This is a genomic window from Gammaproteobacteria bacterium, from assembly GCA_041395445.1.
Lineage (GTDB): Bacteria > Pseudomonadota > Gammaproteobacteria > Xanthomonadales > Marinicellaceae > NORP309.
In genome coordinates this window covers 203,607-217,481 of sequence record JAWLAO010000004.1, presented here as the reverse complement: position 1 = coordinate 217,481, position 13,875 = coordinate 203,607, and the positions used below count along the sequence as shown (strand labels likewise).

The following is a 13,875-nucleotide window of genomic DNA, read 5'->3' as shown; positions in this document are numbered from 1 at the left end:
TGTTTGTGATATTAAACAAAAATTAAAAGCAAATTATATCTTATTCGCTCAACCAGTCACTTAATTGTTTTTCATTCAAAAGCGATTTAATGGTTTCATCCAACATTCCTGCCTGATTGAGAAACTGAATGTGAGGACGAGCTTCATCGAACTGTTCAAGCATTAACAGAGCCGTGGCATAAGTATGACGATAGTATTTGTTATTTGGCTCCTGCGAAGTCACATACTGAATAATTTTCAACGCTTCATTTGTGAGCTGATTAAATTTTTCATTTTCCTCAGTGCTTCTAAATTGTTCAGCAACCAGCAATAAATCGATACAAAAGTCATTAGCTACAGAATAGTTCTCTGAGTCGCGTTGATAATTCTCACGCGAAATTTGCAGACCTTTTTCCATATACAATAGCGCATTTTGACTATCTTGTATTTGTTGATAGATTTCTCCCAAGGTGCTGTATGTGTACGACAATCTCTCGTTTATATTCCTTGTTTAAAGGAGCTTGTGATTCTAGGTTTAAACCATATTCCAGTGCTTTATTTGCGGTTTCAAGCCCTTCATAATGTTTGCCATCTTCAAGATAGAAGAAACTCAGTTGATTGTGCAGAATACGAATATTATTCATTTTGCGCAAATCTTTAGCGTCAATTTCAATAGCGTGATTTCCTTGAATAATAGCCTTTTTTAAATCGTTGATACCCAGTTGTAAACTGCCAAAGTCGATTTCATACCAAGATTTTAATTGCAAAGCGTGCGAATAGTTATAGAGCCAGTTTGCAGAATTCGGCTCGTTCTCGAGCATTTGTTGGCAAAGTTGTAAATTATTGTTGATTGCCTGAATTGCTAATTCAGGTTTGCCGTATTCGAGATAATAATAACCTTGTTCCAAATAGGCTTCGGACAAAAATTGTTTGTCCCCGTTTGGATTCAGCGAAAGATATTCTTTTGAAGATTCAACAGCTGTTTTCAGGGTTTCTTCGGTTTTTTCTTCCTGTCCTTCGGAGCTTAATACTTGCGAGTGATAAACACTCAGGCGCGAAAGCAAATTGTAGTATTCAGTTAGCTGATTGCTTTCTGATTTGTATTTTCCCAGATTTTTTAGTGCTTGCAAGAACGCCTGATTGGCTTCAGTCGATTGCTCCAATTGGTCATAAACTCTTCCGGCATTGATGTAGGCTGTTGCTGATTGCAGATATCCTTGAGGTGAAAGTTGATTGTTTTCCTGCGCATTAAGATGATTGATACTTTTATCAACAACTTGCTTGAGAATATCCACCCTGCCAATTTTTACCAGGTTTTCGTACAAATCATTCAGCATAAAATTCATCAATTGATCAGTGGCATTTTTTTCCTTGATAGTCAGAGACTGCTGATATTTGATATCGCTGGTGTATTTAATTGCAAAATAAACTCCGGAAATAAAAACAGTGGCAAGCAAGGTCGAGAGAAGTTTATTCCGTTTGATTGATTTAACAAATATGTGCGACAGCTTGTTGTTGTTAAAACTCAGAGGAAAGTCCATTAACCAGTTGTTTAAATCGTTTCTCAGTATGGCAACAGAATCGTATCGCTGTTGCGGGTTTTTCTGAACACACTTCAAGACAATCTCTTTCAAGTCCTTTGGGATGTCTGATTTCAGAATACTTAGTTTTCTGTTCTCATTAAATTTTTTAATATCAAACTCATCCTTTCCACTCAACAACTGGAACAGTACTACTCCCAAAGAGTAAATATCCGATCGATGGTCGGGCTTATTATTCTGAACTTGCTCCGGTGAACTATAGCCATAAGTGGCAAAAATCAACTGATTGTTATCATTATCTTTCTGTTCTTGAGCGATACCGAAATCAATCAAAACAGGATAAGGAACATTGTTGATTGGTTTGATTAAAATATTGCTGGGTTTAATATCTTTGTGAATAATTCCACGTTGGTGCACAAAATCGAGTGTGTCACATAAGCTGATAATCAGTTTAGCAATGTCACGATCGCTGAGCTTGTCTGTGGAACAATATTCATCAATATGCTGCCCAGAAATGTACTCTAAAACCAACCACGGTTGTTCAGAGCCATCTTTGGTTTGAGTGACATCCGCATCAATAATCGGCACAACCCCCGGATGTGATAAATCTGCTAGCAGTTGCATTTCCTGTAAGAATTGCTCTTTCAGAATCGAGGATTTGTAGTTGTTGGAAATAAATTTAATAACTACTTGTTGTTGATAGATTCCATCATTTCGTTCTGCCAGATAAACATCACTTTGGCCGCCGCTATCAATTTTGCGGATGATTTTATATTTGGAATTGACAGTAACACCTGGTTCTTCATCACCTGAAAATGCGGATGTCAAAAGCTGACTGATATTTTCAGAGGCACTTTCTAAAGAATTCTCAGGTTTCCATTTTTTTGATTGAAAATAGCTTTGGAAATCGAGACTTTCATCCTCATCAAAAGATGAGTCTATTTCATCCCATAATTTTTCGATGTCTTTTTTCATGCTTGCATGGCAGCTGCCAGCATGGTTCTGGCTTTTTGCCAATCACGAAAAACTGTTCTCTCACTGAGATTCATCACATCTGCAATGTCATTAAAATCCATATCACCAAAAAATTTATAAGTGAAAACTTTTTCCAGACGTTCATTGTAAGATTTGAGTTTTGTCAGACATCGGTCCAGCTCAATTAAATAGTCAGATTCGTTGATGACTTCTAACTCGGGAACGATTGTGTCATCCAGATAAGTCATCGCACGGTTCTTTTTAGCCTCATTCAGTAATATGTGCCTCATTGCCAGTGAACAATAAGCAAAAAAATGATTGCGGTCATTGAATGTGTTTTTATTTTTTTGGCTTTTTAACCACGCTTCATTGACAAGTGCCGTTGTATTGAGACCGGCATCCTGAACTTTTAATCTTTGCCCGTGAGCGATTTTTTTCAAATGCTGATAAATCAAATCCATATCCTGATACTGGTCATGAGTTGCCTCAATTCCTTCACGGTTTATCAGTTTGGTGACATCATCGCTTAGCATGTTTTAGTCATTGTAAGAGTCCTAATCATGTTATCAAACCGAGTTTCTCAACTCAAGAGAATACTTTTTTTGAGAGTCAGAATAAAAAAATGTCAGTAAAAACCGGCTTATGTTGTTAAACATTCTACTAAACAACAATTTGTGAGGAGAAAATGAAATTGAAACAACTAATTATTTTAAGTCTGGTCATTGTATTAACAGCTTGCGGAGAGAGCGGCACTCCAAGAGAGAGAGTGGAAAGCAATCTTTCGAAATTGATTAAAGCCTGCTCTGACAAGGGTGGTGATTATAGCGGAGCTGCTGGTTTGGTGGTTTATAACGGTTCTGACCGTAACAGAAAATACAAAGACCTGGCATCAGCAGAGGGTGACGATAGAAGCATTCTAAACTCAACCTGTTACAGAATCAGCAAACTGATGAACGGCAAAAACAGCTATACCTTGATGAAATTTGAAGAAGAGCCTGAATCAGAGGGTACATGGTACATCCAAACCGTCAAATTTGATGGAAACAAAACAGCTCAACTGGCATTTCTGGATATTAAAGGAACTATGGCATTGGGTGATATTGACTGATAGGGAAAGAAATGAAAAGTAAAAATTTTAAACATGTAACACAATTCTTGGTGATTATTGGAATTCTGGTGATGACAGCTTGTGGAGGGAAGGAAGAAGGTGAAGAAGTGATAGGTTCAACAAATCAAAGTAACAATAGTGGTTGTAAAAAGCTCTCGCCGGAACAAGCCGGCGAGCAGGTTGTTGCGATTTATCGTAAAGCAATGAAAGAAACAGTTGATTTATTAAAGGATAAACCGGATGCTGAATCTGTCGAAAAGACATTTCATACATCTTTGGAAAACTATCAAAACCAACTTTTGAAAATTGGTCAACATGTAATGACCATGAACCCACAACAAAAAGCTGTCGTTGAAAGTGCAATCAACAAAGAGCATATGAATATGCAAATCAATAAGGAAGCTAAAGAGTTATTTGCAGACTTTTCCAAACTAATCTTTGAATATCGCAATCATAAGGAGCTTTATGCAAATCTTAAATCTATAAATATCATTACCCAGTTTGCTTTTTTTGATTTGTTGAAAAAACAAAATCCAAATGCGGAACAAAAATGGGGAGAGATGATGAAACCAACATCGTGTAAATAATTCGAGATTCACTAGCAGACTAAACCGAGAAGATTTTTTATATCTTTTCGGTTTTTGGTGTCAGTAAATTCCTCTTTGGGTTGTTATAAAAGGAAACAACCAAAGAAGTATCATTATGAAATCGTTCAAACTATTACTATTTACCTTTGTAATCTCGATACAAGCTGTAAACGCAGATGTATTTACAGTTAATTCAACATCAGACGGAGATGTGTGCAATGTTTCCATCTGCACATTACGCGGAGCGATAAACGATGCGTTGGCTACCGTTGGTGCTGACACCATTGAATTTAATATTCCTGTTGATCCAATCAATGAAAATTATTTTCAAGGAGGTTCAGGAGCAACGGCTTTTCAATATTGGTTGATACAACCCGAATCTGAATTACCAAATCTGATTGACATTACAATTGATGGCACAACAGCCGGAACTTCTAATGTTGGTAATCCAACCATTGTTTTGGATGGCTCTTTAGCAGGAGATCAAGACCCTGGACCTTCGGATACTTTAGACGGATTGACACTTTTGGAAAACAGCCACATTAAAGCTCTTGCTCTTATCAATTGGTACAATGCCGGAGTGAGAATTGGTTATTTCACAGGAGACTACGATGATGATGCTTTTAACAACTCCATCACAAGCTCGTGGCTGGGTTTGAGTATTCCTTTTGGACAAGCGAGTGCTCCCAATAAGTATGGAGTTATAGTCACTACCAATGGAGGAACAAACAATATCATTGGTGGAAATATGGCTACTCAAGGTAATGTGATTTCTGGAAATTTACAATTTGGAATTTATTTTGATTATTATCTCTCTGAGGGTAGTGTCGGTGTTTTTGGCAATAAAATAGGAACTAACCCTGAAGGAGACCTGGCTGTTCCGAATGATAGTACTGGCATCATTTTATCTACCAGAGCGAATTCCAACATAGTAATTGGTAATGAAACTCCCGGTTTGGGTAACCTGATTTCAGGCAATAATATAACAGGCATACACGTATCTGCTTCTGATAAGGAAATAAATCTGGTCATTGATGGCAATCTTATTGGAACAGATATTAGCGGGCTTTCTGCTCTTCCAAACCGAGAAGGGATTACTCTCAACACAGGCAGAAATATAATTGTAAAAAATAATGTCGTTTCCGGAAATAGTGGTCGAGCGATTGATTTATCACACAGTTCTGATTCCCCACTTAAAAATGTTGACCTATTAGGCAACTACATTGGTGTGGGTATTGATGGTCAGACACCTCTGGGAAACCAAATGGGGATCTATGCTGGCGGTATTGCCATCAATACCAAGATAGGTGCACCCGGCGAAGAAAACATTATTGCCAATAATGGACCGTGTAGTGCTTCAGCAGGCTGTGGTTTATATATGAGCGGTTTCACTAACAATGCGATTGAGGTCAGATATAATAGCTTTTACAATAATACCAATCAAGGCATCGATCTTGAGGCTGATGGCTTCACACCCAATGACCCTGGTGATTTTGACTCCGGTGCTAACCGATTACAGAATTTCCCAGAAATCAATACTGCCGCTCATGATCCATCAGGCAACCGTCTGAGTATCAATTACTGGATAGACAGCCACTATGCGGCTAGTGATTATCCGATTACCATTGATGTTTATGCTGCTGATGCGGATGGTCAGGAAGGAAAAACCTGGTTGGCAAGTACCACTTTTAGTCAGAGCCAATATATTGTTGGAAATCCGGTAACAAGAACATTGACCGCACAGGGAACCATTTCCGAAGGCGATGTTATTGTCACCACAGCCACCGATGCCGGTGGTCGTACTTCCGAGTTTTCACCCGGAGTGACATTATTGGGTGAACCTGACTATTCAATAAGCTGTTCCCACAAAGAAATCACTACAACAGCAGCTTTAACATGCACGATTCAATGTCAGGCAGAAGCAACCAATCTTTGGTTGGAAGAAATCGGACTTCGATGTGAAAATCCCGATTCAAATTGCACTTTCAGCAATGGAGGAGAAGTTTCTTTCGGAACAGGGGATCTTCAGCCATTTACAGTAGATATCAATCATACCGGAGTGACAGGAACACACCTTAATGAAATTGTTGGTGACGTGGGAACTCAAGCCGGAGTTATTGAAAGAGCCGAAGTGATTACCATCAACCAATTAGATGTGGCTGATTATATTTTTACAGACAGTTTTGATGGAATTATTTGTCAGTAAATCGCGGAATGAATTGTTATTGAAGTAAATGATTAAAAAAGGGGAAAGTTATGAAAAAGTATTTATTCCTATCTATACTACTATGTTGCCAGGTGGTTGAGGCAACTATTATACTCGTTGATAGCAATCAGGATACACAAACAAATGATGGAAATTGTACTTTAAAAGAAGCCTTGCTAGCAGCTAATCTTAATGTTGCCGTTGACCAATGCCCGGCCGGCCAGACATTTCCTACCCAAGATGTAATTGAATTGCTTCCTAATGTCCTTAATGATGCTATTGAACTTGGATTTCAATACCCAATCATTGAAGGGGTTTCCATTATTGGACCTGGCTCAGACAAGCTAGTTTTATATCCTTCTGTCAACAATACAGGTCATATTTTCCAAATCAATACATCAGGACAAGATGTTGTTTCATTAAGTGGATTCCGAATAGGTGGTGCAAAATCAAGTGCCATTGATGTGGTCGCAACTAACGAGTTAATAATTGATGATGTGAAGTTTATCAATAACTCTGCTGGAACAAGTAGTAGTGGTGGGGCGATTAACGCTTATAATTCCGGTGGATGGATTAGAGTGTACAATTCAGAGTTCATCAATAATCAGGCAACCAGTAAAGGAGGAGCCATTTATCTTGAGAATTATTTATTGGACGTCAGTGACACAATATTCACTAACAACTCATCCAGTTTTGGCGGGTCAATATATCACTATGGTACATTCAATAATGGAATTGAAACATTTATCATAAACAGAAGCGAATTCATCAATAACCACAACAATATCGAAACAGGCAATAACAAAATCAGTATTAAGGAATCTCTTTTTATGCAAAACACGGGTACTGATGTGTTTTTATCGGTTTTCAGTAAAGGTTATATAGAAAACTCGCTATTCATTGAAAACACGGCTACAAATACTATACATATCCACGATAATACTGTAAATACGGTCAGATTTAATACATTTACCAAAAATCAGGGGTTTGAAGTTAATTCAACTTTAAACTCAAACACTCAAGTACAGAGAAATGCTTTTGATACAACCGTTGGTTGTATTGATGATGCCACAAGTACTCCGACCTATCACAGAAATGTTGATAGTGGAACATCATGCTCGGGAAGTTTTGCCTATGATATCAAAAATACTGATTCCAAATTATTGCCCCTTGGGTTTTATGGGGGATCTAGACTAATAACACCTCCATCAATTTCCAGTCCATTGGTTGATGTGGATTCAACATCAGGTTGTACCAGCAATACCCGTGACTTATCCGGGATTGGACGTCCGCATGACGGAGATGGCAATGGAACAGCCGAGTGCGATATCGGAGCCGTAGAACTTCCTGAAGATTTTGATTATATTTTTATTAATGGTTTTGAATGATTTGATTATAATCTATCAAATAAGTTAGACTTGCTGGGAATTAATAATACCGAGTCCCTCATGAGCAAAAACACTATGAAAGTCAGAGCTGCTGTTGCCTGGGCAGCCAACGAACCATTATCGATCGAAGAAGTTGACCTGGAAATGCCAAAAAAAGGTGAAGTTCTGGTCAGGATTGTCGCTACCGGCGTTTGTCATACGGATGCATACACATTGTCCGGTCAAGATCCTGAGGGGATTTTTCCTTCGATTTTAGGACATGAAGGCGGAGGGATTGTCGAACAGGTCGGTGAAGGTGTGACAACTTTGAAAAAAGGGGATCATGTTATACCCTTATACACGGCTGAATGCGGTGAGTGTAAATTCTGTAAATCTGGTAAAACCAATCTTTGTTCCAGTGTCAGGGAAACTCAGGGACAAGGATTGATGCCGGATGGCACCAGTCGTTTTTCAAAAGATGGAAAAACGATCTATCACTATATGGGCACATCTACATTTGCTGAATACACAGTGTTACCTGAAGTGTCTTTGGCCAAAGTAAGTAAAGATGCCCCTCTGGATAAAATCTGTTTGCTTGGTTGTGGTGTTACTACGGGAATTGGAGCTGTCTTCAACACCGCAAAAGTAGAAGAAGGAGCAACAGTAGCTGTGTTTGGACTGGGAGGAATCGGTCTGTCAGTAATTCAAGGGGCGAAGCTGGCGAAAGCGGGTAAAATTATTGGTGTTGATGTCAATCCAGATAAATTTGAAATGGCAAAGAAATTTGGTGCCACTGATTTTGTCAATCCTAAAGATTATGACAAACCAATTCAGGATGTTATCGTCGAACTCACAGATGGAGGCGTGGATTATTCCTTTGAGTGTGTCGGAAATGTACAGCTTATGCGCTCGGCGCTGGAATGCTGTCACAAAGGCTGGGGGGAATCAATTATTATCGGCGTTGCCGGTGCCGGTCAGGAGATCAGTACCAGACCTTTTCAACTGGTGACTGGAAGGGTCTGGAGAGGCAGTGCTTTTGGCGGAGTGAAAGGCAGAACAGAACTACCGGGATATGTTGACAGATATATGAGTGGCGAAATCAATCTGGACGACCTTGTAACTTTTAAACTCCCTCTTAGCAAAATTAATGAGGCATTTGATCTCATGCATGAAGGTAAAAGTATCCGTTCCGTGATTGATTATACAATGGAGTGATTGTGACTTTTGAAACTTTAAAAAAACATAAAACATTTTCCGGTGAAACAATTTTTTGCCGGCATGAAAGTTCATCGACTCGAACCAGCATGGCTTTTTCTGCATTTTTACCAGTTGATATTAAAAAGATTGATTCAGCTATCATTTGGCTGTCAGGTCTGACATGCACTGAAGAAAATTTTATTACTAAAGCCGGAGCACAATTTTTTCTTCAGAATACTTCGACCATGATTATTTGTCCGGACACCTCACCTCGTGGGCTTGATCTTCCAGGAGAACATGACAGTTATGATTTTGGCAGTGGCGCAGGTTTTTATTTAAATGCACGAACTGAATATTTCAAAGATCATTATCAGATGTATGACTACATCACGTGTGATTTAATCGAACTGTTGCGAAACGATTTTGGCATTAAAAAATTTTCTATTTCAGGACACTCAATGGGAGGCCATGGTGCATTGGTGCTTGGATTGAAAGAACCTCAGATATTTTCTTCGATTTCTGCCTTTTCTCCTATAGTAAATCCAACTCAGTGTCCGTGGGGACAAAAGGCTTTTCAGGGGTATTTGGGAGATGACAAGCAGTTATGGAAACAATATGATGCCTGTGAATTATTAAAGACAGGAAAATCAAGTGAAGCCCCCTTACTTGTTGATCAGGGGTTGAATGATGAATTCTATCCACAACAGTTACTTACTGAAAACCTTGAAATTGTATGTAAAGAGAGTGGACGGGCCTTAGACCTTACGTTTCATAAAGGATATGATCATAGCTATTATTTCATCAGTACATTTATTGAAAAGCATATTCGGTTCCATTTAAACTATTTGTCATAATTCATTAAGTTACAGAAAAAAGCAAATCATTACTTAATGGTAAGTATGAGATAAATTCATTCATCATTTAGGTGATTCAAAACCACCATGTGACCTTTAGCATATAGACTTCAATATTTCTCATTTGTATGATAAACGCTGTTATTAACCAAATTGAGAAAGCTCATGAAAAATACAATTAAAACTCTGATTCTTGCGACAATGACTTTTACTTCAGCTCAAGCGGTTGAGGTTGATGAAATTATTAACGGATATATTGAGAATACCGGTGGTTCTGAAGCATGGAATAATTTACAGGGAATGAAACTTTCCGGAGAATTCAATCAGGGTGGTATGAAGTTCCCGTTTGAAATTCTTAGCCTTAAAGATGGACGCCAATACATGAAGTTCACCTTTCAAGGTAAGGAATTGAAACAAGGTGTTTTCGATGGCGAAACCATGTGGAGTACGAACTTCATGACCATGAAAGCGGAAAAAGCTGACGCAGAATCGACTGAAAACCGTAAATTGGAGATGAATGACTTTCCAAGTCCTTTTTTAAATTGGAAAGAAAACGGTTACACCGTTGAGTTAATGGGAACAGAGAGTAAGGAAGGGTCAGATACCTACAAAGTCAAATTGGTAAAAGAGCCTTTAACAGTTGATGGTGAATCTGTTGAGGATATTAGTTATTACTATTTTGATACTGAGGCTTTTGTTCCGGTAGCTGTTGAGACAGAAATTCGCCAAGGACCTATGAAAGGTAAGGTTGGCGAGAACAAAATGAGCGACTATCAGGAAGTGGAAGGCTTTTATGTGCCATTTTCAATGACTCAAGGGTTAAAAGATGGTCCCGCCGTGACAATGACTGTTTCCAAAGTTGAATTAAATCCTCAAGTTTCTCAGACTGATTTTGACATGCCTGTTGAGACTGAAACTGCAACTGAAAAAACAGAGACCGCAGAAGCATCTGCTGAAAATAAATAAAGGTGATTGATATGAAATCTTCGTTTTATAAAAAATCAGCTTTAATTCTGGCTCTTGGACTTTCATCATCATCTTTTGCTGACGAGGCCGTATTAAAAGGTGATGCATTATTTGGTAATATGACGGCCAGACAAATTGGTCCCGCTGTCATGAGTGGGCGTATTAATGACATTGAGGTTCATCCACAAAACAGCAAAGTGATGTACATCGGTTCAGCCGGAGGTGGTGTTTGGCGTTCCCAGAATGGAGGAGCATCATTCGACCCGATTTTTGATGATCATGTTCAATCCATTGGCGTCGTCAAAGTTGATCCGGTTCAACCGGACAAAACGATTTGGGTAGGAACCGGTGAAACCTGGACCAGAAACTCGGTTTCAACAGGTGATGGTTTGTTCCGTTCTGATGATGGCGGTACAAACTGGAAACGAGTTGGATTTGAAAACTCGGAAAGAATTGCCGGAATTGAAATTAATCCCAAAAACCGAAATGAACTTTATGTTTGTGTCTTAGGTGCTCTTTGGAGTGATAGCGATCAGCGTGGTATCTATAAATCAACTGATGATGGCAGTTCTTGGGAAAAGGTTTTATATATTGACAATAAGACTGGTTGCTCTGATGTCATAATGGATCCAAGTGATTCATCGGTGCTTTATGCTTCTATGTGGGAATTCAGAAGAACAGGGTGGTCCTTCAATTCCGGTGGCAACAATAGTGCGTTATACAAGTCTGTTGATTCCGGCAAAACCTGGAATAAAATCCACAACGGATTTCCTGAAGGGAAACTCGGTCGCATCGCAGTAGCTGTTGCTCCTTCGGACAGCAATATTGTTTATGCGGTATTAGAAACTGAAAAAGATAGCGAAAAAGGGTTATACCGTTCTAATGATGGCGGTCAATCATGGAATCATTTGAACAATGACTTTGGTTTGGTGGTGCGTCCGTTCTATTTCTCCAGAATTACTGTTGATCCGAGAAACCCGGATGTTGTTGTTAAAGCCGGCGTTTTTGGTTCAATCAGCCGTGATGGCGGAAAAACATTTAAAAACCTGGGGCAAATGCATCCGGATATTCACGATATTGTTTTTGATATCAATGACTCCAATCGCATGTATGTTGCGACTGATGGCGGACTATACAGAACATGGGATGGTACAAATACCATGGAAATTGTCGCCAATTTACCAATTTCACAATTCTATCATGTGAGTGTTGATAACCATAAACCTTATAATGTTTATGGTGGTTTACAAGACAATGGTAGTTGGTACGGACCTTCGTCCTCTCCAGGTGGAATAGAAGCCAGAGACTGGGAAAGCATTGGTTTTGGTGACGGATTCAGAGTGATTAAACATCCAACCAAAGATATTGTTTATTCTGAAATGCAAGGTGCTGAAAATGTTTGGCGTTTCAACAAGAGCTTGGATGAAGTTAAAACCATTCAACCTCTCAAAGAAAAAGGTGATCCGAAACTTCGATTTAACTGGAACGCACCATTGGTTCAAAGTCCCAATAAACCGGATCGTATTTATATGGGCAGTCAGTTTTTATACCGCTCCGATGATACCGGCGATACTTGGAAAAAGATTTCATCAGATTTAACCTACAATGATACTTCCAAACAGAATCAAGAAAATTCCGGCGGTTTGTCTAAAGATAACTCCGGAGCTGAAAACTACGGAACCATTTTTACCATTGCAGAATCTCCTTTGGATGAAAAAATCGTCTGGGTTGGAACCGATGATGGCAGAGTTCAGGTAACAAAAAATGCAGGTAAGAAATGGCAAAGTGTGGAGTCGAATATTTCAGGTTTGCCGAAAGGCACCTGGGTTTATCACATTGAGGCAAGTGCTCATGATAGAGGAACAGCCTATGCGGTATTTGACGGTCATACTGCCGGTGATTCAACACCGTATGTCTTTAAAACAACCGACTTTGGCAAGAGCTGGACATCATTAGTTACTGACGACATTAAAGGATTTGCTCGTAGTTTTCAGGAAGATTACAAGAACCCGGATTTGTTATTTCTGGGAACTGAAAGAGGGCTTTTCATTACAATAGACGGCGGAAAAAACTGGAGTCACTTTACCAATAACATGCCTTTGGTTGCCGTTCATTATTTGGAATTACAACCACAAACTAACGATTTGGTTATGGCAACACATGGTAGAGGTATTATCATCATTGATGATATCAGTCCATTGCGTGAAATCAATGCCGATGTTTTAAGTAAACCGGTTCATTTCTTTACTTCAAAAGCAAAAACGATAAACGAAGCCAGTGGTTTTGGTGGATACAGTACCGAAATGGAGTTTGTTGGTCCTAATCCCAATGACAATGCCCGAATTGCATACTATTTACAGAAACGACATATTTTTGGAAAAACAAAAATGGAAGTTTTTGATAAAGATGGCAATATGGTCGCGGAACTTCCTGCCGGAAAAGCAAAGGGCATCAATATTGTTAACTGGAATGGAATGCTGAAAAGACCAAAATTGGCTAAGGCTAAAACCTTTGCATTTGGTGGATTAACAACTCCTCGAGCCCCAGCGGGAACATACAAAGTTGTATTCACAAAAGGTAAAGAAAGCTATGAAACCGAAGTTGTTCTAAAGAACGACCCTGATTCTCCATATACAGATAAGCAAAGAACTGAACTTTATAAAACCACTATGTCTTTATATGAAATGAATCAGGAACTTGCCTATCTTGTTTATAAAATTGATGCTTATCTGGCAGCAGCTGAGTCAGACGCTGAAGATAATAAAGATTTAATTGCTCAGTTGCAAAGCCTGAAAGAAACTTTAGTTATCACTTCTGGTGACAACTATGTGGGTAGTGCGGAAAAGCAGTTGCGTGAGAAATTAGCAGATCTGTATTCAAAAGTTGCCAGTGGTTTTGCACCTCCTTCTTCTCCTGAGAAAGCAAACATGAAGCTACTGAGTGAGAGTCTAGAAGAAGCTGAAAAGACTTTTGAGAAAATTTATAAAAACGAAATCAGCGAGTTCTTAAAAACAGGAAAATCAGTCGAGATTCAATCTTATGAGGATTTTCTAAAAGAAGCGTAATAATAATTTCAAGCTAACCTTTTAAAGCCT

General features: G+C 38.9%; 11 protein-coding genes. 8 read left to right on the top strand and 3 right to left on the bottom strand.

Annotated elements, in window-relative coordinates; translation table 11 throughout:
* Positions 1-40: 40 nt before the first annotated feature.
* Genes R3F25_09000 through R3F25_08990 form a run of 3 tightly spaced genes read right to left on the bottom strand, consistent with a single transcriptional unit; the run spans position 41 to position 3,028 of the window.
* A complete protein-coding gene (locus tag R3F25_09000) occupies positions 41-397 on the bottom strand; it encodes a hypothetical protein (protein MEZ5496955.1) in 357 nt (118 codons plus the stop codon).
* A gap of 19 nt (positions 398-416) precedes the next feature.
* Positions 417-2,495, bottom strand: a complete 2,079-nt coding sequence (locus R3F25_08995) for a serine/threonine-protein kinase (protein ID MEZ5496954.1) — start codon at positions 2,493-2,495, stop codon at positions 417-419.
* Positions 2,492-3,028: a sigma-70 family RNA polymerase sigma factor gene (locus tag R3F25_08990; GenBank protein ID MEZ5496953.1), complete on the bottom strand. Its 537-nt coding sequence runs from the start codon at positions 3,026-3,028 to the stop codon at positions 2,492-2,494. Before R3F25_08990 ends, R3F25_08995 begins: the two co-directional genes overlap by 4 nt.
* Before the next feature lie 152 nt (positions 3,029-3,180).
* Here R3F25_08990 and R3F25_08985 point away from each other — a divergent pair, with 152 nt between their 5' ends.
* From R3F25_08985 to R3F25_08950, 8 genes are all read left to right on the top strand, one after another.
* Positions 3,181-3,603, top strand: coding sequence for a hypothetical protein (locus tag R3F25_08985; GenBank protein ID MEZ5496952.1), 423 nt, complete (start codon positions 3,181-3,183; stop codon positions 3,601-3,603).
* 11 nt (positions 3,604-3,614) lie between these two features.
* Positions 3,615-4,190: a hypothetical protein gene (locus tag R3F25_08980; protein ID MEZ5496951.1), complete on the top strand. Its 576-nt coding sequence runs from the start codon at positions 3,615-3,617 to the stop codon at positions 4,188-4,190.
* Between the two features lie 115 nt (positions 4,191-4,305).
* Positions 4,306-6,396, top strand: coding sequence for a hypothetical protein (locus R3F25_08975; protein MEZ5496950.1), 2,091 nt, complete (start codon positions 4,306-4,308; stop codon positions 6,394-6,396).
* 50 nt (positions 6,397-6,446) lie between these two features.
* Positions 6,447-7,784 carry a choice-of-anchor Q domain-containing protein gene (locus R3F25_08970; GenBank protein MEZ5496949.1) on the top strand — a complete coding sequence of 446 codons (1,338 nt, stop codon included), beginning with the start codon at positions 6,447-6,449 and terminating at the stop codon, positions 7,782-7,784.
* A 60-nt stretch (positions 7,785-7,844) separates the two neighbouring features.
* Entirely contained in the window at positions 7,845-8,978 is a 1,134-nt protein-coding gene (locus tag R3F25_08965) for an S-(hydroxymethyl)glutathione dehydrogenase/class III alcohol dehydrogenase (protein MEZ5496948.1), read from the top strand.
* A gap of 2 nt (positions 8,979-8,980) precedes the next feature.
* Positions 8,981-9,814, top strand: coding sequence for an S-formylglutathione hydrolase (gene fghA / locus R3F25_08960; GenBank protein ID MEZ5496947.1), 834 nt, complete (start codon positions 8,981-8,983; stop codon positions 9,812-9,814).
* A 165-nt stretch (positions 9,815-9,979) separates the two neighbouring features.
* Complete coding sequence (locus R3F25_08955; protein MEZ5496946.1) at positions 9,980-10,780, top strand: outer membrane lipoprotein-sorting protein; 801 nt, start codon at positions 9,980-9,982, stop codon at positions 10,778-10,780.
* 11 nt (positions 10,781-10,791) lie between these two features.
* Complete coding sequence (locus R3F25_08950; GenBank protein ID MEZ5496945.1) at positions 10,792-13,845, top strand: hypothetical protein; 3,054 nt, start codon at positions 10,792-10,794, stop codon at positions 13,843-13,845.
* Positions 13,846-13,875: the final 30 nt, after the last annotated feature.